Source organism: Flavobacterium sp. UBA4854 (assembly GCF_002399805.1).
Lineage (GTDB): Bacteria > Bacteroidota > Bacteroidia > Flavobacteriales > Flavobacteriaceae > Flavobacterium > Flavobacterium ginsengisoli.
On record NZ_DHEI01000084.1, the window covers coordinates 41,530 to 66,065 of the forward strand.

At 34.9% G+C, this 24,536-nt stretch carries 35 protein-coding genes; 5 read left to right on the plus strand and 30 right to left on the minus strand.

Going from position 1 to position 24,536, the window contains the following annotated elements; all coding sequences use genetic code 11:
- Positions 1-21: 21 nt before the first annotated feature.
- The 30 genes from rpsD to rpsL form a co-directional block, all read right to left on the minus strand.
- Positions 22-627: a 30S ribosomal protein S4 gene (gene rpsD, locus B3J44_RS12160; RefSeq protein ID WP_008464326.1), complete on the minus strand. Its 606-nt coding sequence runs from the start codon at positions 625-627 to the stop codon at positions 22-24.
- A 91-nt stretch (positions 628-718) separates the two neighbouring features.
- Positions 719-1,102, minus strand: a complete 384-nt coding sequence (rpsK, locus tag B3J44_RS12165; RefSeq protein WP_026727866.1) for a 30S ribosomal protein S11 — start codon at positions 1,100-1,102, stop codon at positions 719-721.
- Between the two features lie 8 nt (positions 1,103-1,110).
- Positions 1,111-1,485: a 30S ribosomal protein S13 gene (rpsM, locus tag B3J44_RS12170; RefSeq protein WP_008464322.1), complete on the minus strand. Its 375-nt coding sequence runs from the start codon at positions 1,483-1,485 to the stop codon at positions 1,111-1,113.
- A 2-nt stretch (positions 1,486-1,487) separates the two neighbouring features.
- Positions 1,488-1,604, minus strand: a complete 117-nt coding sequence (gene ykgO / locus B3J44_RS12175) for a type B 50S ribosomal protein L36 (protein ID WP_002987490.1) — start codon at positions 1,602-1,604, stop codon at positions 1,488-1,490.
- Between the two features lie 12 nt (positions 1,605-1,616).
- Positions 1,617-1,832: a translation initiation factor IF-1 gene (infA, locus tag B3J44_RS12180; RefSeq protein ID WP_007136545.1), complete on the minus strand. Its 216-nt coding sequence runs from the start codon at positions 1,830-1,832 to the stop codon at positions 1,617-1,619.
- Positions 1,833-1,839: 7 nt separating this feature from the next.
- Positions 1,840-3,186, minus strand: a complete 1,347-nt coding sequence (secY, locus tag B3J44_RS12185; protein ID WP_008464318.1) for a preprotein translocase subunit SecY — start codon at positions 3,184-3,186, stop codon at positions 1,840-1,842.
- 13 nt (positions 3,187-3,199) lie between these two features.
- The gene (gene rplO, locus B3J44_RS12190; protein WP_095931496.1) at positions 3,200-3,652 is read right to left on the minus strand and encodes a 50S ribosomal protein L15; all 453 of its coding nucleotides are present in this window, start codon (positions 3,650-3,652) and stop codon (positions 3,200-3,202) included.
- 11 nt (positions 3,653-3,663) lie between these two features.
- The gene (gene rpmD / locus B3J44_RS12195) at positions 3,664-3,846 is read right to left on the minus strand and encodes a 50S ribosomal protein L30 (RefSeq protein WP_008464315.1); all 183 of its coding nucleotides are present in this window, start codon (positions 3,844-3,846) and stop codon (positions 3,664-3,666) included.
- A gap of 10 nt (positions 3,847-3,856) precedes the next feature.
- Positions 3,857-4,381 (minus strand): 30S ribosomal protein S5, encoded by a 525-nt coding sequence (rpsE, locus tag B3J44_RS12200; RefSeq protein ID WP_085949269.1) that lies wholly within the window; start codon positions 4,379-4,381, stop codon positions 3,857-3,859.
- A gap of 3 nt (positions 4,382-4,384) precedes the next feature.
- Positions 4,385-4,735, minus strand: a complete 351-nt coding sequence (rplR, locus tag B3J44_RS12205) for a 50S ribosomal protein L18 (protein ID WP_035650451.1) — start codon at positions 4,733-4,735, stop codon at positions 4,385-4,387.
- A gap of 11 nt (positions 4,736-4,746) precedes the next feature.
- A complete protein-coding gene (rplF, locus tag B3J44_RS12210; RefSeq protein WP_198857780.1) occupies positions 4,747-5,289 on the minus strand; it encodes a 50S ribosomal protein L6 in 543 nt (180 codons plus the stop codon).
- An 18-nt stretch (positions 5,290-5,307) separates the two neighbouring features.
- A complete protein-coding gene (gene rpsH, locus B3J44_RS12215) occupies positions 5,308-5,706 on the minus strand; it encodes a 30S ribosomal protein S8 (RefSeq protein WP_008464306.1) in 399 nt (132 codons plus the stop codon).
- 105 nt (positions 5,707-5,811) lie between these two features.
- The gene (rpsN, locus tag B3J44_RS12220; protein WP_008464305.1) at positions 5,812-6,081 is read right to left on the minus strand and encodes a 30S ribosomal protein S14; all 270 of its coding nucleotides are present in this window, start codon (positions 6,079-6,081) and stop codon (positions 5,812-5,814) included.
- Between the two features lie 3 nt (positions 6,082-6,084).
- On the minus strand, positions 6,085-6,636 hold the full coding sequence (rplE, locus tag B3J44_RS12225) for a 50S ribosomal protein L5 (protein WP_017495015.1): 552 nt from the start codon (positions 6,634-6,636) through the stop codon (positions 6,085-6,087).
- A 2-nt stretch (positions 6,637-6,638) separates the two neighbouring features.
- Positions 6,639-6,953, minus strand: a complete 315-nt coding sequence (gene rplX / locus B3J44_RS12230) for a 50S ribosomal protein L24 (RefSeq protein ID WP_008464300.1) — start codon at positions 6,951-6,953, stop codon at positions 6,639-6,641.
- Positions 6,954-6,964: 11 nt separating this feature from the next.
- The gene (gene rplN, locus B3J44_RS12235) at positions 6,965-7,333 is read right to left on the minus strand and encodes a 50S ribosomal protein L14 (RefSeq protein ID WP_007803649.1); all 369 of its coding nucleotides are present in this window, start codon (positions 7,331-7,333) and stop codon (positions 6,965-6,967) included.
- 2 nt (positions 7,334-7,335) lie between these two features.
- Complete coding sequence (gene rpsQ, locus B3J44_RS12240; protein ID WP_008464298.1) at positions 7,336-7,596, minus strand: 30S ribosomal protein S17; 261 nt, start codon at positions 7,594-7,596, stop codon at positions 7,336-7,338.
- Positions 7,597-7,613: 17 nt separating this feature from the next.
- Complete coding sequence (rpmC, locus tag B3J44_RS12245; RefSeq protein ID WP_008464297.1) at positions 7,614-7,805, minus strand: 50S ribosomal protein L29; 192 nt, start codon at positions 7,803-7,805, stop codon at positions 7,614-7,616.
- Positions 7,806-7,817: 12 nt separating this feature from the next.
- On the minus strand, positions 7,818-8,243 hold the full coding sequence (rplP, locus tag B3J44_RS12250; RefSeq protein ID WP_008464295.1) for a 50S ribosomal protein L16: 426 nt from the start codon (positions 8,241-8,243) through the stop codon (positions 7,818-7,820).
- A gap of 19 nt (positions 8,244-8,262) precedes the next feature.
- Positions 8,263-9,021, minus strand: a complete 759-nt coding sequence (rpsC, locus tag B3J44_RS12255; RefSeq protein WP_008464292.1) for a 30S ribosomal protein S3 — start codon at positions 9,019-9,021, stop codon at positions 8,263-8,265.
- Positions 9,022-9,026: 5 nt separating this feature from the next.
- Positions 9,027-9,440, minus strand: a complete 414-nt coding sequence (gene rplV / locus B3J44_RS12260) for a 50S ribosomal protein L22 (protein WP_007803631.1) — start codon at positions 9,438-9,440, stop codon at positions 9,027-9,029.
- Between the two features lie 6 nt (positions 9,441-9,446).
- Positions 9,447-9,725 carry a 30S ribosomal protein S19 gene (gene rpsS / locus B3J44_RS12265; protein WP_008464288.1) on the minus strand — a complete coding sequence of 93 codons (279 nt, stop codon included), beginning with the start codon at positions 9,723-9,725 and terminating at the stop codon, positions 9,447-9,449.
- Between the two features lie 6 nt (positions 9,726-9,731).
- Positions 9,732-10,556 carry a 50S ribosomal protein L2 gene (gene rplB / locus B3J44_RS12270; RefSeq protein WP_008464287.1) on the minus strand — a complete coding sequence of 275 codons (825 nt, stop codon included), beginning with the start codon at positions 10,554-10,556 and terminating at the stop codon, positions 9,732-9,734.
- A gap of 9 nt (positions 10,557-10,565) precedes the next feature.
- Positions 10,566-10,856 carry a 50S ribosomal protein L23 gene (gene rplW, locus B3J44_RS12275; protein ID WP_198857781.1) on the minus strand — a complete coding sequence of 97 codons (291 nt, stop codon included), beginning with the start codon at positions 10,854-10,856 and terminating at the stop codon, positions 10,566-10,568.
- Positions 10,857-10,863: 7 nt separating this feature from the next.
- Positions 10,864-11,493 carry a 50S ribosomal protein L4 gene (rplD, locus tag B3J44_RS12280; protein WP_286968676.1) on the minus strand — a complete coding sequence of 210 codons (630 nt, stop codon included), beginning with the start codon at positions 11,491-11,493 and terminating at the stop codon, positions 10,864-10,866.
- The gene (rplC, locus tag B3J44_RS12285; RefSeq protein ID WP_144217592.1) at positions 11,493-12,110 is read right to left on the minus strand and encodes a 50S ribosomal protein L3; all 618 of its coding nucleotides are present in this window, start codon (positions 12,108-12,110) and stop codon (positions 11,493-11,495) included. Before rplC ends, rplD begins: the two co-directional genes overlap by 1 nt.
- A 405-nt stretch (positions 12,111-12,515) precedes the next feature.
- Complete coding sequence (gene rpsJ, locus B3J44_RS12290; RefSeq protein WP_007803605.1) at positions 12,516-12,821, minus strand: 30S ribosomal protein S10; 306 nt, start codon at positions 12,819-12,821, stop codon at positions 12,516-12,518.
- Between the two features lie 10 nt (positions 12,822-12,831).
- Positions 12,832-14,988, minus strand: coding sequence for an elongation factor G (gene fusA, locus B3J44_RS12295; protein WP_111364460.1), 2,157 nt, complete (start codon positions 14,986-14,988; stop codon positions 12,832-12,834).
- A gap of 11 nt (positions 14,989-14,999) precedes the next feature.
- Positions 15,000-15,476, minus strand: coding sequence for a 30S ribosomal protein S7 (gene rpsG, locus B3J44_RS12300; RefSeq protein ID WP_026727879.1), 477 nt, complete (start codon positions 15,474-15,476; stop codon positions 15,000-15,002).
- A gap of 24 nt (positions 15,477-15,500) precedes the next feature.
- Positions 15,501-15,884 (minus strand): 30S ribosomal protein S12, encoded by a 384-nt coding sequence (rpsL, locus tag B3J44_RS12305; protein WP_007136570.1) that lies wholly within the window; start codon positions 15,882-15,884, stop codon positions 15,501-15,503.
- Positions 15,885-16,066: 182 nt separating this feature from the next.
- Here rpsL and B3J44_RS12310 point away from each other — a divergent pair, with 182 nt between their 5' ends.
- The 5 genes from B3J44_RS12310 to B3J44_RS12330 form a co-directional block, all read left to right on the plus strand.
- On the plus strand, positions 16,067-17,767 hold the full coding sequence (locus B3J44_RS12310) for a hypothetical protein (RefSeq protein WP_286968677.1): 1,701 nt from the start codon (positions 16,067-16,069) through the stop codon (positions 17,765-17,767).
- A gap of 84 nt (positions 17,768-17,851) precedes the next feature.
- Positions 17,852-21,106, plus strand: coding sequence for a SusC/RagA family TonB-linked outer membrane protein (locus tag B3J44_RS12315; RefSeq protein ID WP_286968678.1), 3,255 nt, complete (start codon positions 17,852-17,854; stop codon positions 21,104-21,106).
- A 3-nt stretch (positions 21,107-21,109) separates the two neighbouring features.
- A complete protein-coding gene (locus B3J44_RS12320; protein WP_286968679.1) occupies positions 21,110-22,576 on the plus strand; it encodes a SusD/RagB family nutrient-binding outer membrane lipoprotein in 1,467 nt (488 codons plus the stop codon).
- 22 nt (positions 22,577-22,598) lie between these two features.
- On the plus strand, positions 22,599-23,819 hold the full coding sequence (locus B3J44_RS12325) for a hypothetical protein (protein ID WP_286968680.1): 1,221 nt from the start codon (positions 22,599-22,601) through the stop codon (positions 23,817-23,819).
- 79 nt (positions 23,820-23,898) lie between these two features.
- Positions 23,899-24,536 (plus strand): TrmH family RNA methyltransferase (locus tag B3J44_RS12330; protein WP_286968681.1); only part of this gene is annotated, 638 nt, incomplete at its 3' end.

Below are 24,536 nucleotides of genomic sequence, written 5' to 3' on the forward strand. Positions count from 1 at the left end.
AAATTTCGACTAAGTCAATTATTATTTGTTGTACAACTCTACGATTAATTGTTCTTTAATGTTTTCTGGAATTTGAAGTCTTGCAGGAACAGAAACGAAAGTTCCTTCTTTAAGATCATTGTTCCAAGTAATCCATTCATAAACATGACTTGAATTTGATAAAGAACGTTCGATAGCTTCTAAAGATTTAGATTTTTCACGAACTGCAACTTTATCACCAGGCTTAAGGTGGTAAGAAGGAATATTAACAACCTCTCCATTTACAGTAATGTGTCTGTGAGAAACGATTTGACGCGCACCTCTTCTAGATGGAGCAATTCCCATTCTAAAAACAACATTATCTAATCTTGCTTCGCATAATTGCAATAAAACTTCACCAGTAACACCTTTAGTTGCTGATGCTTTTTCGAATAAATTTCTGAATTGTTTTTCTAAAATTCCGTAAGAATATTTAGCTTTTTGCTTTTCCATTAATTGAACAGCGTACTCAGATTTTTTTCCTCTTTTTTTAGCCATCCCGTGTTGTCCAGGTGGGTAATTTCTTTTTTCGAAAGATTTATCATCTCCGAAGATTGCCTCGCCAAATTTACGAGCGATTTTGGTTTTAGGACCAGTATATCTTGCCATTTTAAAAAAAATTTAAGGTAGAAATTATGAATTCAGGTCTAATCCTTCGATAATCTATGTTCTACCTTGGTTATACTATAAAAATAAAAAATTAAACTCTACGTCTTTTTGGAGGACGACATCCGTTGTGTGGCATTGGAGTAACATCAATAATTTCAGTAACTTCAATTCCACCGTTATGAATAGAACGGATAGCAGACTCACGTCCGTTACCTGGTCCTTTTACATAAACTTTCACTTTTTTAAGTCCTGCCTCAAGTGCTACTTTAGCGCAATCTTCCGCTGCCATTTGAGCTGCATAAGGAGTGTTCTTTTTAGAACCTCTGAAACCCATTTTACCAGCTGAAGACCAAGAGATAACTTCACCTTTCTTATTAGTCAAAGAAATAATAATGTTATTAAAAGTGGCAGAAATATGAGCCTCACCCGTTGATTCAACGATAACTTTACGTTTTTTTGCAGTTGCTTTAGCCATATTACTTATTATTTAGTTGCTTTTTTCTTGTTAGCAACAGTTTTTCTTTTACCTTTTCTTGTTCTTGAGTTGTTTTTAGTTCTTTGTCCTCTTAATGGAAGACCAGATCTATGACGAATACCTCTGTAACATCCAATATCCATTAAACGTTTAATGTTTAAAGAAATTTCAGAACGTAATTCTCCTTCAATTTTGTAAAATGATACAGCTTCACGAATTGCTCCGATCTCATCATCATTCCAATCTTGAACTTTTTTATCTTGGCTAACTTGAGCTTTTTCTAAAATCTCAATAGCTCTACTTTTTCCTAATCCGAAAATATAGGTAAGTGCGATAACACCTCTTTTGTTTTTTGGGATATCTACCCCTGCTATTCTTGCCATAATTATCCTTGTCTTTGTTTAAATCTAGGATTCTTTTTGTTTATTACGTACAGTCTCCCTTTTCTACGCACGATAATGCACTCGGCACTTCTCTTTTTTACTGATGCTCTAACTTTCATAGTGAATATCCTTTAATATCGATAAGTAATTCTTGCTTTTGACAAATCATAAGGACTCATTTCTAGTTTCACTTTATCACCAGGTAATAATTTGATGTAATGCATTCGCATTTTTCCAGAAATATGAGCAATTACAATATGTCCATTTTCTAACTCTACACGGAACATCGCATTTGACAATGCTTCAATGATTGATCCGTCTTGTTCTATTGCTGATTGTTTTGCCATAAATATATTAAGCTACCGCTTTTCTATTTTTACCAGTCTTCATTAAACCATCATAATGTTTATTTAACAAGTATGAATTAATCTGTTGAATAGTATCTATTGCAACACCAACCATAATTATTAATGAGGTACCTCCAAAAAACATTGCCCAAGATTGTTGTACATCCATAATACTTACAACAATAGCTGGGAACACAGCAATCAAAGCAAGGAATAAAGATCCTGGGAAAGTTATTAAAGACATCACTTTATCAAGGAAATCAGAAGTTTCTGCTCCTGGACGTACACCTGGAATAAAACCACCGCTTCTTTTTAAATCATCAGCCATTTTGTTAGTAGGAACGGTGATTGCAGTATAAAAGAATGTAAATACAATAATTAAAGTTGCAAAAACAAAATTATACCAGAAACCAAACATATTACTAAATGCACCAACAATAGATTGTGATGTATCTGATTTAGACAATCCAGCCACTGCTGCAGGGATAAACATAATTGCTTGCGCAAAAATAATTGGCATTACTCCAGAAGCATTAAGCTTTAGAGGAATCCATTGTCTATTACCTCCTGCCAAATCTTGTTCGTAATCTCCAGTTGTTGTACGACGAGCGTATTGCACTGGAATTTTACGTACTGCCATTGTAAGCAATACACAAGAAATGATAACTAATAGCCACACAATAATTTCAATAACTAATAACATTGGACCTCCATTGTTATTGGTTACACGTGTTGTAAACTCTTGAATAAAAGCTTGCGGTAAACGTGCTAAAATACCAACCATAATTAACAATGAAATACCATTTCCAATACCTTTATCTGTAATTTTCTCACCAAGCCACATAGCAAAAATTGTACCTGTAACTAAAATGATAACTGACGAGAACAAAAATTCAGGTGAATTAAAGCCTAGCAAAAATGCATTACTAGGCAATGTTCTGTATAAATTATAGATATAAGTTGGACCTTGAACCAATGTGATAGCGATTGTCAACCAACGAGTGATTTGATTAATCTTTTTTCTACCACTTTCCCCATCATTTTGAAGTTTTTGTAAATATGGAATCGCAATTCCCATTAACTGAACAACAATAGACGCAGAAATATAAGGCATGATACCTAAGGCAAATACTGAAGCCTTAGAGAAAGCACCCCCGGTGAACATGTCTAGAATAGATCCTAGACCATTTTTAGTTTGTCCCGCTAAACCAGTCAATTGCGTTGCGTCAATTCCAGGAAGCGTAACGTGTGCTCCAAAACGATATACTAAAAGTAATCCTAAAGTAATTAAGATTCTATTCTTTAGTTCTTCGATTTTCCAAACATTACTTATTGATTCAATAAATTTCTTCATCTTAATAGATAAGTTATATAGTTACAGCTTCTCCACCAGCAGCTTCAATAGCAGCTTTTGCAGTAGCAGTAAATTTGTGGGCAGTTACTTTTAATTTTGCTTTCAATTCTCCTCTACCTAAAATCTTAACGATTTCATTTTTAGTAGCTAGACGATTTGCTACGAATTCTGTCATAGAAACAGAATCAGTAATTGCACCGTTATCAACTAATAATTGAAGAGTATCTAAATTAACACCTTCGTATTCTTTACGATTGATGTTTTTGAAACCAAACTTAGGTACACGTCTTTGAAGTGGCATCTGCCCTCCTTCAAAACCAATCTTTTTAGAATAACCAGAACGAGATTTTGCTCCTTTGTGTCCACGTGCAGCGGTACCACCTTTTCCAGAACCTTCTCCTCTACCTAATCTTTTATTTTGATTGTGTGTAGATCCCTCAGCAGGTTGTAAGTTACTTAAATTCATAACAGTATTTGTTATTTAGCTTCTTCAACAGAAACTAAGTGTTTAACTTTGTTTATCATCCCAAGGATAGCAGGATTTGACTCATGCTCCACAACTTGTCCAATTTTACGTAGACCTAAAGCTTCCAAACCTCTCTTTTGAGAAAGAGGGCAGTTGATTTTGCTTCTTACTTGTTTTACTAATAATTTAGCCATAATTTCCTAATTAACCTTTAAAAACTTTCTCTAAAGAAACACCTCTTTGTTTTGCAACAGTATGAGCGCTTCTCATTTGCAATAAAGCATCAAAAGTTGCTTTTACTACGTTATGTGGATTTGACGATCCTTGAGATTTAGACAATACATCGTGAATACCTACTGACTCAAGAACCGAACGAACAGCTCCACCAGCAATAACCCCAGTACCATGAGATGCTGGAATTAAGAATACACGTGCACCACCAAATTTACCTTTTTGTTCGTGAGGAACAGATTGTCCATTCAAAGGAATTCTAACTAAGTTTTTCTTAGCATCTTCTACTGCTTTCGCAATTGCTTCAGAAACGTCTTTAGATTTTCCTAATCCGTGACCAACTACTCCATTTTCATCACCTACAACTACAATAGCAGAAAAACCAAAAGCTCTACCTCCTTTTGTAACTTTAGTAACACGATTAACACTAACTAGACGATCTTTTAATTCAAGACCACTAGGTTTTACCAATTCTACATTTTTGTATTTAGACATAATATATTAGAATTTAAGTCCAGCGGCTCTTGCGCCTTCTGCTAATGATTTAATACGACCGTGATACAAATACCCACCTCTATCGAAAGTGATAGTATCAATCCCAGCTTTTAACGCTTTCTCCGCAACTAGTTTTCCAACAGCAGCAGCTACTTCAACGTTAGTACCTTTTCCTATTTCTTTTTCTCTAGAAGATGCAGCTAAGATAGTAACTCCATTTACATCATCAATGATTTGAGCGTAAATTTCTTTATTACTTCTAAATACAGAAAGTCTTGGTCTTGCAGCAGAACCACTAACCGATTTTCTAATTCTGAATTTAATTCTCTGTCTTCTTTCAGATTTTGTTAATGACATAATCTTATATTTTAAGCTGATTTACCTGCTTTTCTTCTTAATACTTCACCCACAAATTTAACACCTTTTCCTTTGTATGGCTCTGGCTTACGGAATCCTCTGATTTTCGCAGCAACTTGACCTAAAAGTTGTTTATCAAATGATGTTAATTTTACGATAGGGTTCTTACCTTTTTCAGATATTGTTTCTAAACTTACTTCAGGAGCAATTTCTAAAACAATATTGTGAGAATATCCAAGAGCTAAATCTAATTTTTGACCTTGGTTTGAAGCTCTATAACCAACTCCAACTAATTCTAGTTCTTTTGTGAAACCTTCAGAAACACCAACGATCATATTATTGATCAAAGATCTAAATAATCCGTGTTTTGCTCTATGGTCTTTATGATCAGACGATCTTTCAACTAAAACTTGATCGCCTTCAACTTTTACAGCTACGTCCGAAAACTCCTGAACTAGTTGACCTTTTTTTCCTTTTACTGTAATAATACCGTCTTTAACTTCAACAGTTACACCAGCAGGGATTACAATTGGGCTTTTACCTATTCTTGACATCTTATCTAGTGTTTAAAATTAGTATACGTAACAAATTACTTCACCACCTACATTTAATTGCTTAGCTTGTTTTCCAGTCATTAAACCTTTTGATGTAGAAACAATAGCAATTCCTAATCCGTTAAGGATTCTTGGTAATTTGGCAGCACCTGCGTACTTACGTAAACCAGGTTTACTAATTCTTTGGATATCTTTGATTACAGGCTCTTTAGTATCTTTATCATACTTCAAAGCAATTTTGATAGAACCTTGTACTGTGTTCTGCTCAAATTTGTAACTTAAGATGTAACCTTGATCAAATAAGATCTTAGTTATCTCTTTTTTTAGATTAGAAGCTGGAATTTCAACAACTTTGTGGTTTGCAGCCACAGCGTTACGAACTCTAGTCAAATAATCTGCAATAGGATCTGTATACATATGTATTTGATTGCGATTATGGTTTTCGGGAAACACTCGTTTCCCGAACCTTTAATCAATTAAAAATTATTTTTTGGTTTGCAAAAGTAATAACTTATTGCGAGATTACCAAGAAGCCTTTTTAACTCCTGGAATTAACCCATTGTTAGCCATTTCACGGAAAGTTACACGTGAAATACCGAATTGACGGATATAACCTCTAGGTCTACCTGTTAATTTACAACGGTTGTGTAAACGAACTGGTGAAGCATTTTTAGGTAATCTTTGTAATCCTTCGTAGTCTCCAGCTTCTAATAAAGCTTTTCTCTTCTCAGCATACTTAGCTACCGTTTTCTCTCTTTTCACCTCGCGGGCTTTCATTGATTCTTTAGCCATGTCTTAATTCTTTTTAAAAGGTAATCCTAATTCAGCCAATAATGACTTTGCTTCCTTATCAGTTTTTGCAGTAGTAACAAAAGTAATATCCATTCCTGAAATTTTGTTTACTTTATCAATATCAATTTCTGGGAAAATGATTTGCTCTAAAACTCCAAGATTGTAGTTACCTCTTCCGTCGAAACCAGTAGCTTTAATACCGCTGAAATCTCTAACACGTGGCAAAGCTGAAGTAATAAGTCTATCTAAAAACTCATACATTCTTTCTCCGCGTAAAGTAACTTTTGCTCCAATAGGCATTCCTTTTCTCAATTTGAAAGACGCAACGTCTTTCTTAGAGATTGTAGAAACTGCTTTTTGTCCAGTGATCTTTGTTAACTCATCAACCGCATAGTCAATAAGTTTTTTATCAGATACAGCTGCACCAACTCCACGGCTCAAAACGATTTTTTCAAGTTTAGGAACTTGCATTACGTTTGTATATCCGAACTCTTCTTTAAGAGCAGAGATTACTCTACTCTTATATTCTTCTTTTAGTCTAGGTGTATATGCCATTACTATAGTACTTGATTAGATTTTTTTGAAAATCTTACTTTCTTATCTCCTTCTACTCTAATACCTACTCTAGTTGTTTCCTTAGTTTTAGGATCAATTAAAGCAATGTTAGAAATTTGAATAGAAGCCTCTTTCTTAACGATACCACCTTGAGGGTTTTTAGCACTTGGTTTAGTGTGTTTTGAAACCAAGTTCACACCTTCAACTATCGCTTTGTTTTTTTCACGGTAAACACGTAAAACTTTACCTTCAGCACCTTTATGGTCTCCAGCAATAACTCTTACGATATCTCCTGATTTTATTTTTAGCTTTATCATCTTAAAACGAATTAAAGCACTTCTGGTGCTAATGATACAATTTTCATGAATTGTTTTTCACGAAGTTCTCTTGCTACCGGACCAAAAACACGAGTTCCTCTCATTTCCCCTGCAGCATTCAAAAGAACACATGCATTGTCATCGAAACGGATATAAGAACCATCGGCTCTTCTCACTTCTTTTTTAGTACGTACAACAACTGCAGTTGAAACAGCTCCTTTCTTCACGTTTCCGTTTGGAGTTGCATCTTTGATAGAAACTACAATTTTGTCACCAACAGAGGCATATCTTCTTTTAGTACCTCCTAAAACACGAATAGTTAAAACTTCTTTAGCTCCCGTGTTATCTGCTACTTTTAGTCTTGATTCTTGTTGTACCATAATTATTTAGCTCTTTCTAAGATTTCAACTAATCTCCAACATTTTGTTTTACTTAAAGGACGCGTTTCGCTAATTCTTACAGTATCACCAATGTTACAGTCGTTTTTTTCGTCGTGTGCAACATATTTTTTTGTTTTCAACACGAACTTACCGTATAATGGGTGTTTTACTTTTCTTACTTCAGAAATAACGATAGATTTATCCATCTTATTTGAAGTAACAACACCTATTCTTTCTTTTCTTAAATTTCTTTTTTCTTCCATCTTTCAGCAGAATACAATTATTGTAACTCTCTTTTAGTTAACTCTGTAGCTAATCTTGCAACTGTTCTTCTAACGCTTCTAATTTGAAGTGGGTTAGCAATTGGAGAGATAGCATGAGCCATTTTTAGGTCAGCATATACTTTCTTAGTTTGACTAAGCTTTTCTTGCAACTCCGCTGCAGAAAGATCTTTTATTTCTGATTGTTTCATAATAAATATAAATTATGCTTCGAAATCTCTAGCAACGACGAACTTAGTTTTTACTGGAAGCTTTTGAGCTGCAAGACGTAACGCCTCTTTTGCAACTGACAAAGGAACTCCTCCAACTTCAAACATAATTCTTCCTGGTTTAACAACAGCAGCCCAATACTCAACTGCTCCTTTACCTTTACCCATACGTACTTCAAGAGGTTTCTTAGTAATAGGTTTGTCTGGGAAAATTTTAATCCATAATTGTCCCTCTCTTTTCATATAACGAGTTGCAGCGATACGTGCAGCTTCGATTTGACGAGAAGTTAAGAACATTCCATCTTCATGTACAGATTTAATACCAAACATTCCATTTGAAAGCTCATGCCCTCTTTGAGAGTTACCTTTCATTCTACCTTTTTGTACCTTACGGTATTTTGTTCTTTTAGGCTGTAACATTTTTCTTTAGTTTAAAAATTTACTTTCTTTTACGAGCGTCTGGTTTTCCACCTTTGTTAAAGTTAGATTTGCCTCTAGGAGCATCTCCACCTTTTCCACCACCTGTACCAGATTGTTTTTTATCCATTCCAGCAAGTGGAGAAAGTTCTCTCTTACCGTAAACTTCACCTTTCATGATCCATACTTTAATTCCCATTCTACCGTAAGTAGTATGAGCTTCAGCAAGAGCATAATCAATGTCAGCTCTGAAAGTTGATAGAGGAATTCTACCTTCTTTGAAACCTTCCGAACGCGCCATCTCAGCACCATTCAAACGACCAGAAATCAAAACTTTGATACCTTCAGCGTTCATACGCATAGAAGCAGCAATAGCCATTTTGATTGCACGTCTGTAAGAAATACGGCTTTCGATTTGACGAGCGATACTTGTCGCCACAAGATAAGCATCTAACTCAGGTCTTTTGATTTCAAAGATGTTGATTTGAACCTCTTTATCAGTAACTTTCTTAAGTTCTTCTTTTAACTTGTCTACCTCTTGTCCACCTTTTCCGATAATAATACCAGGTCTAGCAGTAGTGATAGTAACGGTTACAAGTTTTAAAGTTCTCTCGATGATTACTTTTGATACACTAGCTTTTGATAAACGAGCATGGATATACTTTCTGATTTTGTGATCTTCGGCTAATTTATCACCGTAATCATTTCCACCATACCAGTTTGAGTCCCATCCTCTGATGATACCAAGTCTATTTCCAATTGGATTTGTCTTTTGTCCCATGCTGCTTAAGAATTGCTTTGTGTGTTATTGATAGCTCCAAGCACGATTGTTACGTGATTAGAACGTTTTCTGATTCTGTGTGCACGACCTTGTGGAGCTGGACGAAGTCTTTTTAACATCATTCCACCATCTACTCTGATCTCTTTAACAAATAATCCAGCTTCTTCTAAATTACCTTCACTATTTTTTTGCTCCCAGTTATTGATTGCAGATAATAATAGTTTTTCTAATTTTCTTGAAGCTTCTTTAGAACTGAATCTTAAAATGTTAAGTGCTCTTTCTACCTTCTGACCTCTTACCAAGTCCGCTACTAAGCGCATTTTTCTAGGTGAAGTAGGGCAGTTATTCAATTTTGCGAAAGCGATAGACTTATTAGCCTCTTTTCTCGCATCTGCTGTTTCTCTTTTACGAACTCCCATTGCTTCTTATTTTTTACCTTTATTTTTTGCTCCAGCATGACCTCTAAAAGATCTAGTTGGTGAAAACTCTCCTAATTTGTGACCTACCATGTTTTCTGTTACGTAAACTGGTACAAATTGACGACCGTTATGAACTGCGATAGTTTGTCCAACGAAATCTGGAGTAATCATTGAAGCTCTAGACCAAGTCTTAACAACTGCATTTTTACCACTTTCTACGTTTTCTTGAACTTTCTTGTCTAATTTATAATGAACGAAAGGTCCTTTTTTTAATGAACGTGCCATATCTTATTATTTCTTTCTACGTTCTACGATATACTTGTTACTCGGGTTTTTCTTAGAACGAGTTCTGTAACCTTTAGCTGGCAATCCGTTTCTTGAACGTGGGTGCCCTCCAGAAGAACGTCCTTCACCACCTCCCATAGGGTGATCAACTGGGTTCATCGCTACTGGTCTAGTTCTAGGTCTTCTTCCTAACCATCTTGTTCTACCTGCTTTTCCAGATACAACTAATTGGTGGTCAGAATTAGAAACAGCTCCAATTGTAGCCGAACATGTTAACAAGATTAATCTTGTCTCACCAGATGGCATTTTAATTGTTGCATATTTCCCGTCTCTTGCCATTAACTGAGCAAAAGTTCCTGCTGAACGAGCAATAACAGCTCCTTGTCCTGGACGTAACTCAATACAAGATATAACAGTTCCAAGAGGAATTCTGCTTAAAGGTAATGTATTACCAATCTCTGGTTGAGATTCTGGTCCAGAAACTAATTTCTGACCAACTTTCAATCCATTTTGAGCGATAATATAAGTTTTCTCTCCATCAGCATAAGCTAACAAAGCGATAAACGCAGTACGATTTGGATCGTATTCGATTGATTTCACTGTAGCTGGAATTCCATCTTTAGTTCTTTTGAAATCGATGATACGATATCTCTGCTTGTGACCACCACCCGTATAACGCATGGTCATCTTTCCTTGACTATTTCTACCTCCAGAGTTTTTTATCGGCGCTATCAAAGAGCGTTCCGGCTTATCAGTTGTAATGGCGTCATAACCATTCACAACTCTAAATCGCTGACCTGGGGTAATAGGTTTTAATTTTCTTACTGACATTTTTCTATCTTAGATATTGTTGTAAAAATCAATTGTTTCTCCTTCTTGTACTTGTACAATTGCTTTTTTATAAGCATTTGTCTTTCCACTGATTAAACCACTTTTAGTGTATTTAGTAGATCTATCTGGTCTCACATTCATTGTGTTAACAGAAACGATAGTTACTCCATAAGCAGCCTCAACAGCTTTCTTAATCTCAACTTTGTTTGCTTTTTTGTTAACAACGAATCCGAAGCGGTTTAGAACTTCACTTTCTTTGGTTACTTTTTCCGTTACTATAGGCTTAATAATGATGCTCATGTTCCTATTATTTACTTAAATTTTCTTCAATTAACTCTAAAGAACCCTCTAAAAGCACTAAATTATTAGCATTTAATATTGCGTAAGTGCTTAATTCTGAACTAGTTACGACACTTGAAGCCTTTAAATTACGTGACGACAAATATACGTTTTTATTTGACTCACCCAACACAAATAGAGATTTTTTACTCTCTAACCCTAAAGCTTTCAAAACGTTAATGAAATTTTTAGTGTTTGGCGTTTCAAAATTAAAGTCTTCTAAAACTACAATATTTGACTCTTTTGCTTTGATTGAGAAAGCTGATTTTCTAGCCAATCTCTTCAATCCTTTATTCAATTTGAATGAATAACTTCTTGGTCTTGGTCCGAAAACTGTTCCACCACCTTTAAACAATGGATTCTTAACACTTCCTGCACGAGCAGTACCAGTTCCTTTTTGTTTTTTAATCTTACGCGTACTTCCAGTTACTTCAGCTCTTTCTTTAGCTTTATGAGTACCTTGTCTTTGATTAGCAAGATATTGCTTAACATCAAGATATACAGCGTGATTGTTTGGCTCAATTGCGAATACTGAATCAGAAAGTTGAACTTTTCTTCCAGTATCTTTTCCGTTGAAATCTAATACTTTTACTTCCATTACTTCTGAATGATTACATAAGAGTTTTTGTGCCCAGGAATACATCCTTTAACAACAAGTAGATTCTTTTCAGCAACTACTTTTAAAACTCTAAGGTTTTGAACTTTTACATTTTCTCCTCCCATTCTTCCAGCCATACGCATTCCTTTGAATACTCTAGATGGATAAGAAGAAGCTCCTACAGAACCCGGCGCTCTTAAACGGTTGTGTTGACCATGAGTAGCTTGTCCAACACCACCAAAACCGTGACGCTTAACAACACCTTGGAAACCTTTACCTTTAGACACACCTTGTACATCTACAAATTCTCCTTCTTCAAAAATAGTAACATCAATAAGATCTCCTAATTTTTGTTCAGTTGCAAAATCTTGGAATTCAACGACTTTTTTCTTAGCAACAGTTCCAGCTTTTTTAAAGTGCCCTAAAGCAGCTTTAGTAGAATGTTTCTCGTTTTTGTCATCGAAACCAAGTTGCAACGCTTCATACCCGTCAACCTCGTTGGTTCTGACTTGGGTAACAACGCATGGACCAGCTTCGATTACTGTACAAGGAATGTTTTTCCCGTTTTCGTCAAAAATACTAGTCATGCCGATTTTCTTACCAATTAACCCAGACATAAATATTAATTATTAATTACTAAAATTCCCTTCAATTTGAAAATAACAGAAATTTCCAAACAGGGAGTGCAAAAGTAGACATTAAAATTGAATATACCAAACAGTTACAAAAATTAAATCGCTCATAATCAAAATCCAAGCTCAAAAGCAACACTAAAAACAACTTAGATTATTCAAAATTTCAACCTAGTTTTTCCCACGCACAAACAAATTACACTTAACAATTAACCAACAAAATCATAACAAAAAAAACCGCATCACTTTAAAACAAAGGCTTTTAAAGAAATTCATTAGAAAAATTCAAAACTAAAACCCCACAAAACCAACCAACTAAATACATTTTTAAAAACAAAAAAAAGCGAGACATTTCTGACTCGCTTTTTATATAAAAAAATATAAAAAAAATTATACTTTTATCTCTACTTCAACACCACTTGGCAATTCAAGTTTCATTAAAGCATCAATTGTTTTAGATGAAGATGAATAAATATCAATCAATCTCTTGTATGACATTACTTCAAATTGCTCTCTCGCTTTTTTGTTAACGTGCGGAGAACGTAATACAGTGAAAAGTTTTTTGTGAGTTGGCAACGGAATTGGACCTGTTACAACCGCTCCAGTAGTTTTTACTGTTTTTACGATCTTTTCAGCAGATTTATCTACCAACATGTGATCGTAAGATTTTAGTTTTATTCTGATTTTTTGACTCATTTTCTTAAAATTAAGCGTTACCTTTTGCTTTTTTGATTACCTCTTCTGAAATATTAGAAGGTGTTTCTGCATAGTGAGAGAACTCCATTGTTGAAGTAGCTCTACCAGAAGATAATGTTCTTAATGTAGTTACATAACCAAACATTTCTGATAAAGGCACATCAGCTTTGATAGTCTTAGCACCATTTCTATCACCCATGTCATTAACTTGACCTCTACGACGGTTCAAGTCACCTACGATATCACCCATGTTTTCTTCAGGAGTAATAACTTCGATTTTCATGATTGGCTCAAGAATAACAGCTCCAGCAGCACGTCCAGACTCTTTATAACCCATTCTAGCAGCTAATTCAAAAGAAAGAGCATCAGAATCCACAGGGTGGAAAGATCCGTCTAATAAAGTTACTTTTAAACTATCAACAGCATATCCAGCTAATGGACCTGTTTTCATAGCCTCACGGAAACCTTTTTCAACAGCAGGGATATATTCTTTAGGAACGTTACCACCTTTTACCTCATTTACGAACTGTAATCCAACTGGAACTTTACCATCAACTTCATCAGCAGGCTCGATTCTAAATACGATATCACCGAATTTACCACGACCTCCAGATTGTTTTTTATAAGTTTCTCTATGTTGAGCAGATTTAGTAAACGCCTCTTTGTATTCTACTTGTGGCTCACCTTGGTTAACCTCTACTTTAAACTCACGTTTCATACGATCAACTAAGATATCTAAGTGAAGCTCACCCATACCAGAAATAATAGTTTGACCTGAAGCCTCATCAGTTCTTACAGTAAACGTTGGATCCTCTTCAGCCAATTTAGCCAAAGCCATACCCATTTTATCAACGTCAGCTTTAGTTTTAGGCTCAATAGCAATACCAATTACTGGCTCTGGGAATTTCATAGATTCCAAGATAATTGGACTCTTTTCATCACACAAAGTATCTCCAGTTTTGATATCTTTAAATCCTACAGCAGCCCCAATATCTCCAGCCTCAATAAATTCGATTGGATTTTGTTTGTTAGCGTGCATTTGGTAAATACGAGAAATTCTCTCTTTGTTACCAGAACGAGTATTTAAAACATAAGAACCAGCATCTAAACGTCCAGAGTAAGCACGGAAGAAAGCTAAACGACCTACGAATGGATCAGTAGCAATTTTAAATGCTAAAGCAGCGAACGGCTCTTTTACATCTGGGCGACGTAAGATTTTAGTTTGATCTTCTTCTAATAATTCAGCATCGTCAGGGTGGATTCCTTCAATACCTTCTTTATCCAATGGAGATGGCAAATACTTACAAACAGCATCTAACATAAATTGAACTCCTTTGTTTTTGAAAGAAGAACCAGCAAGCATAGGAATGATTGCCATATCGATAGTTGCAGCTCTTAAAGCATTGTTGATTTCTTCCTCTGTAATAGAGTTTTCATCTTCCATGTATTTATCTAAAAGATTCTCGTCATAAGTTGCGATCTCTTCGATAAGGATAGAACGGTAGTGTTTTACATCATCAACCATATCAGCTGGGATATCAACGATATCAAAAGTAGCTCCTTGAGTTTCATCATGCCATACAATAGCTTGATTTTTCACTAAGTCAACAATACCTTTAAAATCTGCTTCATCACCAATAGGCAAAGTAATTGCAACCGCATTCGATTTCAACATATCTTTAACCTGTCCGCATACAGCCAAAAAATTAGCACCTTGACGGTCCATTTTATTTACGAATCCCATACGAGGAACTCTATATTGATCAGCAAGTCTCCAGTTAGTTTCTGATTGAGGCTCAACACCATCAACAGCACTAAATAAGAAAACTAAACCATCAAGTACACGTAAAGAACGATTTACCTCTACAGTAAAGTCAACGTGTCCAGGAGTATCAATAATATTAAAGTGGTACGGTAATGATTCTGGAATAACTTTACCTTGTACAGTTGGAAAGTTCCAAGTACAAGTTGTAGCAGCTGAAGTAATTGTAATACCTCTTTCTTGCTCTTGAGCCATCCAGTCCATTGTTGCAGCACCATCGTGCACCTCACCAATTTTGTGTGACTTTCCAGTATAAAAAAGAATACGCTCAGTTGTTGTTGTTTTACCAGCATCAATGTGAGCAGCGATTCCGATATTTCTTGTATATTTTAAATCTCTAGCCATTTCTTTACGAATTAAAATCTAAAGTGAGAGAATGCTTTATTAGCTTCTGCCATTTTGTGAGTATCCATTCTTTTCTTAACCGCAGCACCTTCTTCTTTAGCAGCAGCTAAACACTCAGAAGCTAAACGTTGTGCCATAGATTTTTCATTTCTTCTTCTAGAATAAAGTATTAACCACTTCATTGCCATAGAAATTTTTCTGTCTGGACGAATTTGCATTGGGATTTGGAATGTCGCTCCACCAACTCTACGGCTACGTACTTCTACGTGAGGCATAACGTTAGTTAAAGCATCTTTCCAGATCTCTAATGAAGTTTTCTCATCATTTTGCTTTTTAGTTTCAATGATATCAATTGCATCATAAAATACTTTAAAAGCTGTAGATTTCTTACCATCCCACATTAAGTTATTCACAAAACGTGTTACTAATTGGTCGTTAAACCTTGGATCCGGTAAAAGTGGTCTTTTCTTTGCCGCTCTTTTTCTCATGTCTTTTTCTTAAAAGTTTTTAAATTACTTTTTTGCTTCTTTTGGGCGTTTAGCACCGTACTTAGATCTTCTTTGCGTTCTTCCTGCAACTCCTGACGTGTCAAGCGCTCCACGAACGATATGATATCTAACACCTGGCAAATCTTTTACCCTTCCACCTCGCACTAATACTATCGAGTGCTCTTGTAGATTATGTCCTTCTCCTGGGATGTAAGCATTCACCTCATTACCATTTGTCAAACGTACACGCGCAACTTTACGCATTGCAGAGTTTGGTTTTTTTGGTGTAGTAGTGTAAACACGCGTACAAACCCCTCTTCTTTGAGGACAAGAATCTAAAGCAACCGATTTACTCTTCTTAGTGATCTGAGTTCTTCCTGTTCTTACTAATTGTTGAATTGTTGGCATAATTAATACTAAAAATTATTATGTTTATTAAATTCCCGCTTTTTACGGGGTTGCAAATGTATAAAATATTTTTCAGTATACAAACGTTAAATCATTAATTTTCAACAACATTATTTATATCTATGATTTAACAAAGAAACATTAGATATTTGCTTTACATTTAACTAACAAAACAATTGCTTTTGAAACAATTTCATTACATACTCATTTTTCTCTTATCAGCTAATTGTTTTGCACAATCTTTCTACCTTAATATAAACGGAATCAATAAAAAACAGAATCAAACCATTGATTCGATTTCTTACACAAAGAAACATCCAAATCTTAAATCAATAAACATCGAAATTTCGACAGTAATAAACAGACTTGCAAAACAAGGCTATATTGACTCTAAAGTACTGGAAAACAAAAGAGCAAACGATACAACATATAACGTTTTACTAGATCTAAAAAACAGAATAAAAGAAGTACATATATATATAGGTATAAATAGTTTTTCTTATCAGTCAAAAAAAACAGAAAACGACAGCATAATTATACCTTATTCAGAACTTGAAAATTTCTTAAATCAAGAAATATCAGACAATGAAAAAGCTGGTTTTGCATTTTCTAAAATCAAACTACAAAATATCAAAAAAAAGAATTCGATAATTTACGCTGACTTAAATTTTAATTCCGAAAAAAAACGAACCCTAAATTCCATTATTGTAAATTATACAAATCCTGTTTTAAAAGATTATTTCCCGAAAGGAGCAGTAAAACAATTAAACAAAAAATACTTAAACAAAACTTTCAATCAAGAAACTGTCAAAAAACTTCATGATGACATCAATAGCTTTGAGTTTGTTTCTCAACCTAAATATCCAGAAATTTTATTTACACCAGACTCAACCAAAGTCTACACCTATCTTGACAAAAGAAAAGCAAACAATTTTGATGGTTACATTGGCTTTTCTAATGACGAAAACAAAAAGCTAATATTAAATGGCTACCTAGATATTTCATTAACCAACATACTTCGAGCTGGCGAAAAATTTTCCTTATACTGGAAAAGCGACGGAAATCAACAAAAAACTTTCAACACAAAGCTTGAGATTCCATACCTATTTCAATCACCACTTGGAATAAAGGCACAATTAAACATTTTTAAACAAGACAGTACTTTTCAGAACACAAAAACAGATATTAATCTCGGCTATTATTTAAACTACAATTCTAAAATCTATCTTGGTTATCAGTCAACCGAATCGAGCGATATTCAAAACACCAACAATTCTACAATTAGCGATTTCAACAATTCCTATCTAACATCCACATATGAATACAAAAGAATTGATCCAAATAATAGTTTAATGCCTGGAAAAGCATTTTTAAGCACAATCTTAGGTTTTGGAAAACGAGAAACAAATAATGATCCTGAGACCGCAGATCCAAGCAAACAATTCTATCTAAATTTAAATGCAACATATAATTTTGAACTAAATAGCAAAAATTACATTAACATAAATTCTCAAAATTTTTACTTAGACAGTAAAAATTACATTTCGAACGAATTATTTCGATTTGGCGGAATGAACTCAATTAGAGGATTTTCAGAAAATAGTCTTCAAGCAAACTTTTATTCTGCAATTCTTACAGAATATCGATATATGTTTTCAAAAAGCGCATACATTCATTCAATTACGGATTATGCTATATATCAAGACTTAACCAATATTTCAAATCCTAAAAAAATTAAGAATTTAATAGGAATCGGGATAGGTGCGGGAATACAAACAAAAAACGGAATTTTACGAATTATTCTCACGAATGGTCAGGAAAATCAGCAAGAAATACAATTATATAACACTATCGTAAACATATGTTATAATGTTAAATTTTAAAGTTTACCAAAAAAAGATTTTTATTTATTAGGAAAGTTAACAAATTATTAAGAGTTTTGCGATACTAATTCAAAATATTTAAAAATGAAACTAAAGTTCAATGGATTCTTAGTGCTTTTATTAGTACTAGTTGCGCAACTTTCTTTTGCGCAAGAAAGAGCTGTTTCGGGAACAGTTTCTGACAATGCAGGGATGCCTCTACCAGGTGTTAGTGTATTAGTTAAAGGAACCAAAGCTGGAACGCAAACCGATTTTGATGGTAAATATACTATCAAAGCATCATCAAGCCAAGTATTGGTATTTAGCTACATTGGGATGAAAACTCAAGAAATAGCTGCAACTTCATCAACAGTTAACGTAAAATTGGCTGGAGATGCTCAAGAACTTGAAAGCGTTGTAGTAACAACAGCTTTAGGTGTTAAAAGAGAGAAAAAATCTCTTGGTTATGCAACACAAGAGGTAAAAGGAGGAGATTTAAGAAACGGTACTTCTAGTGGTAACTTCTTAAACGAACTTTCTGGTAAAGTTGCCGGTGTTAACATTACAAGAAACACTAACTTTGGAGGTTCTACAAGTGCAATTTCTAGAGGGGTTAAAGCTATTGGTCAGAGTAATGAGATGTTAATCGTTATTGATGGTATGCCAATCAACAACGCTAACAACACAAACGACGGAACAACAGCTCAATCATCAGGATCTAGAGGATTTGACTACGGTAATAACGCGATGGACATTAATCCAGAAGATATCGAAAGTGTGAACGTATTAAAAGGTGCTGCGGCTTCTGCATTATACGGATACTTAGCTGGTAACGGGGTTTTAATGATTACAACTAAAAAAGGTAAAGCTAGAAAAGGATTAGGAATCACTGTTTCTTCTGAAGTAGTAACTGGTAGTCCTGACAAAAGCACTTTCGTTAAATACCAAAAAAATTATGGAGCTGGATACGGTGCTTCTTTTGACACTACACAAGATATTAACGGTGATGGTGTAAATGATAGAGTAGTTCTTATGGGAGATGATGCTTCTGTAGGTAACCGTTTTGATCCTTCATTGAATGTTTACCAATGGGATGCTTTCTCTTCTTATCCAGGGAACGCTAACTACGGAAAAGCAACTCCATGGCAAGCTGCTGCAAATGATCCTTTTTCTTTCTTCAAAAACTCACTTTCTTTAGTGAACAGTATCTCTTTTGAAGATGGAAATGAAAAAACAAATGTTGTATTTAACTATACAAATACTGACCAAACTGGTGTTTTAATTAATAGTGAATTAAGAAAAAACAACTTCAGTTTAAAATTAAACCACCAATTTACAGACAGATTGTCTTTAAGTACTTTTGCTAACTTTTCTGCACAACAAACAGTTGGTAGAAACATGACAGGATACAGCGACAACTTAGTTTCTGGTTTCCGTCAATGGTGGCAAACAAACGTTGATATTAAACAATTACAACAAGCATACAACAATTCAGGCGGACAAAACATCACTTGGAACAGAACTTCTGTTGACGATGGATCTCCTGCATACTGGAACAACCCTTACTTTGAGCGTTACCAAAACTACCAAAACGATAGTAGAAATCGTTTTATTGGTTATGCAAACTTAACGTACAAAATTACAGACTGGCTTTCTGCAACTGGAAAAATCTCTACAGATACTTATTCTGAGATCCGTGAAGAAAGAGTTGCTGTAGGATCTGTTGCAAAAACTTTTGGTATCAATGCTCTTGATGAGACTTCAGGATACCAACGTTACAATGGTAACTTCTCTGAGCAAAACTATGACTTGATTCTTACTTACAACAAAAAATTCGGAGAAGATTTTAGTTTAAGTGGAGTAGCTGGGGGAACAATAAGAAACACTTATTTCAATCAAATTACAGCTTCTACTCAAGGAGGTTTAATTATTCCTGGTATTTACAGTTTATCAAACTCTAAAGCTGCAAGCCCATACCCATACGAAAGAGAAACTAAAGCTTCTGTTAACAGTTACTACATTTCAGCTTCTTTAGGATACTTAGATACATATTTTATCGATGCAACTGCTCGTAGAGATGCTTTCTCTAACTTGCCTGCAAGCGACAATAGCATCCCAAGTTATTCTGTTTCTGGTAGCTGGGTTTTCTCTAAAAACATTGATGCTAGCTGGTTAAGTTTTGGTAAATTAAGAGGAGGTTACTCTGAAAGCCCATTAGGAACACCTGCATTAGCATTGGTTGATACTTATACAAAATACGATCCGTTCAACAATAACCAAATGTATTCTGTAAACTCTATTAAAAACAATCCAGATCTTAAACCTATTAAAACTAATACACAAGAGATCGGTCTTGAGATGCAATTCTTAAACAGAAGAGTTGGATTTGACGTGAGTTTATACAAAAACGTGAATGACGGAGAAGCTGTAAGAGTACCTTACTCAACTGCTACAGGTTACACTTCTAAATATGTTAACGCTGCTACAGTAGAAAACAAAGGTATCGAGGTTCAATTCAACGTTACTCCTATTAAAACAAACAGTTTTTCTTGGGATGTTAATGTGAACTGGTCTAAAAACGAAAACATGGTTACAGCTTTGGCTGATGGTGTAAGTAACTTACAAGTATCTTCTTTCCCTGGTACAGTAACTTTAAATGCTGTTGTTGGACAACCATTTGGTGTATTAAAAGGAACAGATTACACTTATGATGCTAACGGACAAAGAATCGTTAACCCAGCAACTGGTAGATACGTAATCAATACTTCTACAAACAATATTATTGGAAACATCAATCCTGATTGGATTGGAGGTATCCGCAACAAATTCGCATACAAAAACTTATCTTTCAGCTTCTTAATCGATGTTAAACACGGAGGAGATGTTTTCTCTACTGACCAATGGTACGGAGTTGGAACTGGTTTAACTGATGAAACAGGCGGAAACAATGATCTTGGAAATCCAAAAAGAAACAGTTTAGTAAATGGTGGTGGTGTTATCCTTCCAGGTGTATACGCTGATGGAACTCCAAACACAACAAGAACTGCTTACTCTACAGGTGGAGCTATTACAAATGCTTACACTAACGGACCAAGAAGTCAATTTGTTTACGATGCTGGATTTATCAAATTAAGAGAGGTAAACATTACTTATACTTTACCATCTTCATTAGTTCAAAAAATGAAATTAGTTGATGCTAGAATTTCACTTATCGGATCTAACTTATGGATCATCCAAAAGAATCTTCCAGATGCAGACCCAGAAAGTGGATTAGGATCTAACGTAGGATCTCAAGGACTTTCTATCGGTTCTTTACCAACAACTAGAAATATTGGTTGTAACTTAACAATAAAATTCTAAGCTATGAAAAATAGACTAATAATATTAATATCGTTCATTGCCTTATTTTCATCTTGCTCTGATGATTTTGGGAACATGAACCAAGACACAAAAAACCCTACCACTACTTCTCCTGAATTTTTATTTACAAATGCAGAGAAATTCATGATGGATCAGGTTACTAGCACATCTGTTAACTTCAACGTATTCAGATTATATGCTCAGCAATGGACAGAGGTACAATACCCACAAGAAACTCAATATGACCTTACTGGACGTACAATTCCAGATCGTCACTGGGCTACTTACTACCGTGATGTACTTAGAGACTTTAAAGAAGCTAAAACACTTTTGCTAGAGCAAAAAGCAAGCTACACTGGAGCTGCTGAAGGTTTAGTGGTAATTGAAAATAAACTTGCAATTATCGATATTTTAACTTCTTACTGCTACGGTATCTTAGTTGATACTTTTGGAGATATTCCTTACACAGAAGCTTTAGATATTGAAAATCATCCACAACCTAAATATGATGATGCTCAAACTATCTACAGAGATTTACTTACTGTATTAACTAATGCATCTCATAAATTAGATCAATCTGCTGACAGTTATGGTAGCGCTGACCTTATTTACGGTGGTAACACTGCAAAATGGGCTAAGTTTGCTAACTCTCTACGTTTCAGAATGGCTATCATGATGGATGACGTTGATCACGCTTACGCTAGCACACAAGCTTTAGCAGCTAAAGAAGATGGATTAATCACATCTAGTGCTGATGGTGCTTACATGCCTTACGCTACAAATACAACAAATAACAACCCGTTATATCTTGACTTAGTAGCTAGTGGACGTAATGACTTTGTTCCTGCTGATACATTTGTTAACAAATTGAATGCTCTTTCTGACCCAAGAAGATCTAAATACTTCACTGAGTACCCAGAAGGATCAGGACAATACAAAGGTGGTGTATACGGAACAGTTAACATTTACGGAAACTTCTCTCACATTACTGAAACTATTAAAGATCCAGTTTATCCAGGTGTAATTTTTACATATTCTGAAGTTGAATTCTTATTAGCTGAAGCTGTAGAAAGAGGTATCGCTGTTGGAGGTACTGCTGAATCTCACTATAATGCTGCTGTAACTGCATCTTTACAAGATTGGGGTGTAGCTGCTGGTGATATCGCTGCTTACTTAACAAGATCTGACGTAGCTTATGCTACTGCAACAGGAACTTGGAAACAAAAAATTGGAGAACAATCTTGGATTGCTTACTATAATAGAGGTTTTGAAGCTTGGACTTCTTACAGAAGATTAGACTTCCCTGCTTTAGTTGCGCCACCTGTAACATTTGGTGACATCACTGAAGTTCCAAAACGCTACTCTTATCCAGGAATCGAGCAGACATTAAACGCTGCAAACTTAGAAGCTGCAGTTGCAAAATTGGGTAACAATGCTGTAACTACTAAACTTTTCTGGGACAAACACTAATATTATATTTAACAGTACAAATATGAAAAAATACATTAAACAGATAGCTGCATTTGCATTTATTGCAACTTTAGCTTCATGTTCTGCAGATGACAATATGGAATTTGCAACTACAGGAGGTAATGCAGTTCCAACAACGACTAGTATAAGTCGTTTGGATAACAACTACAACCTGCCACTTAACACATACACTAAAGAAGGTGTAACTGTGACTAAAGTTGAAATTTTCAAAAATGCTGCAAAAACACCTCCAACAGATCCTATCGTATTTGGAGACAAAGTAGCAGATGCAACTTTAAGTGAAGGAAAAGCTACTTTCAATACTTCTACATTAGGAAGTTTCGATAAATTCCCAGTAACTGAAGGTGGTGTAACAACTTTAACTGGAAAAACAGGAACGTTTGAGTTAGCAATTCTTGCAACTTATTCTGATGGTACAACATCAAGAGCTCCTTTTTCTTTAGTAGTTGGAAAAGCAATTACTTGGCAAGTAGTAAACGCTGATGGAGATCTTGTAAACAGTACTACAAGTGGTATCTCTTCAATCAAATTTAATGATCCAGCTGCTTATGAAGTGCATATCGCTCCACTTACTAAAACTGCTACAACAATCACAAGTATTGTTGGACAATGGTCTAAAAATAGCACTGGTACATTTACTAATTTACCTGGAACATTGCCTGCTACTAAACAGACTATAGATTTGAATAGTTATCCATATTCTACTTATGGTGGAATTGTTGCTGGAGATAAAATTACTTACAAATTTATTATAACTTCAGGAACTCAAACAGATGAGATTACTACAACAGTAACTTTTGCTGATCAAGTATTTGGTGCTTCTCACAATGGAAACATTTCTGATAGTGAGTCAACATTCAGTTTCAAAACTGGAGACCATGAAGCTTCTGAAATTGATTTCGTTAGCCCATTTGGTTTCGCTACATCAGAAGGAGTTAGCATCGATTTCGTAAAAGACAATACTGTAAACTACTCAACTGCTAACTTATTTGCTGCTGAGAATGCTTACAACGCAGGTACTAAAGTTACATCTTTAACTAATTTGGCAGTTGGTGATGTTATTGTTTACAAAATCACAAGATCAGTAAACTTCGGAACTGAATCAGATCCAGATTTCCAAGATGTTCTTTACACTGGAATCATTAAAATTACTGACAAAGTTCAAGGAACTACAAGTCAAGAATTGAAATTCTCATACAAAGAAGGAGTTTTAGCTGACTAATTCTTCTTTTAATAATGAAACTAAACCATCCCAAACTGGGATGGTTTTTTTTTATATAAACATTACCTATATTTGTCCAATGGAAAAAGAACATCAAATATTTGGCATTAGAGCCATCATAGAAGCGATTCAAGCAGGAAAAGAAGTAGATAAAGTTTTCATTCAGAAAGAGATTTCTGGTGAACTTATGAAAGATTTAATGAAGGTAATGAAGCGTGCAAACGTAAACTTCTCTTACGTTCCTGTAGAAAAATTAAATCGTCTTACACCAAATAATCACCAAGGTGCAGTAGCAACCATCTCTCCTATTGGCTTTATTGATTTAGAACACTTAGTCGAATCTACAATTGAGTCTGGTAACAAACCTCTTTTTCTTATATTAGATCAAATATCAGATGCTAGAAATTTTGGTGCTATTATTAGAACAGCAGAATGTACTGGAGTTAATGGAATCATTATACAAAAAGCAGGTTCAGCTCCTGTAAACGGTGACACTGTTAAAACTTCAGCTGGAGCTGTATTCAATGTCCCTATCTGCAAAGTTGAACATATAAAAGATGCTATCTTCTATTTGCAAGGTTCTGGAATTAAAACAGTAGCAGCAACTGAAAAAACAGATCAAAACATATATGACATATCATTATCAGAACCATTAGCTATTATTATGGGATCTGAAGACCGAGGAATAAATCCTTCTGTTTTAAAAATAGTAGACGA

Bases quoted from the DNA above. Each gene is read 5' to 3' on its own strand.
- rplE (WP_017495015.1), bottom strand. From the start codon at position 6,636: ATGGCATATACACCTAGACTAAAAGAAGAATATAAGAGTAGAGTAATC.
- rplO (WP_095931496.1), bottom strand. From the start codon at position 3,652: ATGAATTTAAGTAACTTACAACCTGCTGAGGGATCTACACACAATCAA.
- rpsD (WP_008464326.1), bottom strand. From the start codon at position 627: ATGGCAAGATATACTGGTCCTAAAACCAAAATCGCTCGTAAATTTGGC.
- infA (WP_007136545.1), bottom strand. From the start codon at position 1,832: ATGGCAAAACAATCAGCAATAGAACAAGACGGATCAATCATTGAAGCA.
- rpsS (WP_008464288.1), bottom strand. From the start codon at position 9,725: ATGGCACGTTCATTAAAAAAAGGACCTTTCGTTCATTATAAATTAGAC.
- rpsL (WP_007136570.1), bottom strand. From the start codon at position 15,884: ATGCCAACAATTCAACAATTAGTAAGAACAGGAAGAACTCAGATCACT.
- rpsN (WP_008464305.1), bottom strand. From the start codon at position 6,081: ATGGCTAAAGAATCAATGAAAGCCCGCGAGGTGAAAAGAGAGAAAACG.
- rpsC (WP_008464292.1), bottom strand. From the start codon at position 9,021: ATGGGACAAAAGACAAATCCAATTGGAAATAGACTTGGTATCATCAGA.
- rpsG (WP_026727879.1), bottom strand. From the start codon at position 15,476: ATGAGAAAAAGAGCGGCAAAGAAAAGACCACTTTTACCGGATCCAAGG.
- rplC (WP_144217592.1), bottom strand. From the start codon at position 12,110: ATGTCTGGGTTAATTGGTAAGAAAATCGGCATGACTAGTATTTTTGAC.
- rplV (WP_007803631.1), bottom strand. From the start codon at position 9,440: ATGGGAGTTCGTAAAAGAGAAACAGCAGATGCGAGAAAAGAGGCTAAT.
- rplB (WP_008464287.1), bottom strand. From the start codon at position 10,556: ATGTCAGTAAGAAAATTAAAACCTATTACCCCAGGTCAGCGATTTAGA.
- rplP (WP_008464295.1), bottom strand. From the start codon at position 8,243: ATGTTACAGCCTAAAAGAACAAAATACCGTAAGGTACAAAAAGGTAGA.
- rplD (WP_286968676.1), bottom strand. From the start codon at position 11,493: ATGGAAGTAAAAGTATTAGATTTCAACGGAAAAGATACTGGAAGAAAA.
- rpsK (WP_026727866.1), bottom strand. From the start codon at position 1,102: ATGGCTAAAGCAACTGCAAAAAAACGTAAAGTTATCGTTGAATCAACG.
- ykgO (WP_002987490.1), bottom strand. From the start codon at position 1,604: ATGAAAGTTAGAGCATCAGTAAAAAAGAGAAGTGCCGAGTGCATTATC.
- rpsQ (WP_008464298.1), bottom strand. From the start codon at position 7,596: ATGGAAGAAAAAAGAAATTTAAGAAAAGAAAGAATAGGTGTTGTTACT.
- rpsM (WP_008464322.1), bottom strand. From the start codon at position 1,485: ATGGCAAGAATAGCAGGGGTAGATATCCCAAAAAACAAAAGAGGTGTT.
- B3J44_RS12325 (WP_286968680.1), top strand. From the start codon at position 22,599: ATGAAAAAATACATTAAACAGATAGCTGCATTTGCATTTATTGCAACT.
- B3J44_RS12315 (WP_286968678.1), top strand. From the start codon at position 17,852: ATGAAACTAAAGTTCAATGGATTCTTAGTGCTTTTATTAGTACTAGTT.
- rplF (WP_198857780.1), bottom strand. From the start codon at position 5,289: ATGTCAAGAATAGGTAAAAGCCCAATTGTAATCCCTGCTGGTGTAACT.
- rpsJ (WP_007803605.1), bottom strand. From the start codon at position 12,821: ATGAGTCAAAAAATCAGAATAAAACTAAAATCTTACGATCACATGTTG.
- rpsH (WP_008464306.1), bottom strand. From the start codon at position 5,706: ATGTATACAGATCCTATTGCAGATTATTTGACTAGAGTTCGTAACGCT.
- rplN (WP_007803649.1), bottom strand. From the start codon at position 7,333: ATGGTACAACAAGAATCAAGACTAAAAGTAGCAGATAACACGGGAGCT.
- rplR (WP_035650451.1), bottom strand. From the start codon at position 4,735: ATGTCATTAACAAAATCTGAAAGAAGACAGAGAATTAAATTCAGAATT.
- secY (WP_008464318.1), bottom strand. From the start codon at position 3,186: ATGAAGAAATTTATTGAATCAATAAGTAATGTTTGGAAAATCGAAGAA.
- rpmD (WP_008464315.1), bottom strand. From the start codon at position 3,846: ATGGCTAAATTATTAGTAAAACAAGTAAGAAGCAAAATCAACTGCCCT.
- rpmC (WP_008464297.1), bottom strand. From the start codon at position 7,805: ATGAAACAATCAGAAATAAAAGATCTTTCTGCAGCGGAGTTGCAAGAA.
- fusA (WP_111364460.1), bottom strand. From the start codon at position 14,988: ATGGCTAGAGATTTAAAATATACAAGAAATATCGGAATCGCTGCTCAC.
- B3J44_RS12320 (WP_286968679.1), top strand. From the start codon at position 21,110: ATGAAAAATAGACTAATAATATTAATATCGTTCATTGCCTTATTTTCA.
- rplX (WP_008464300.1), bottom strand. From the start codon at position 6,953: ATGATAAAGCTAAAAATAAAATCAGGAGATATCGTAAGAGTTATTGCT.
- rplW (WP_198857781.1), bottom strand. From the start codon at position 10,856: ATGAGCATCATTATTAAGCCTATAGTAACGGAAAAAGTAACCAAAGAA.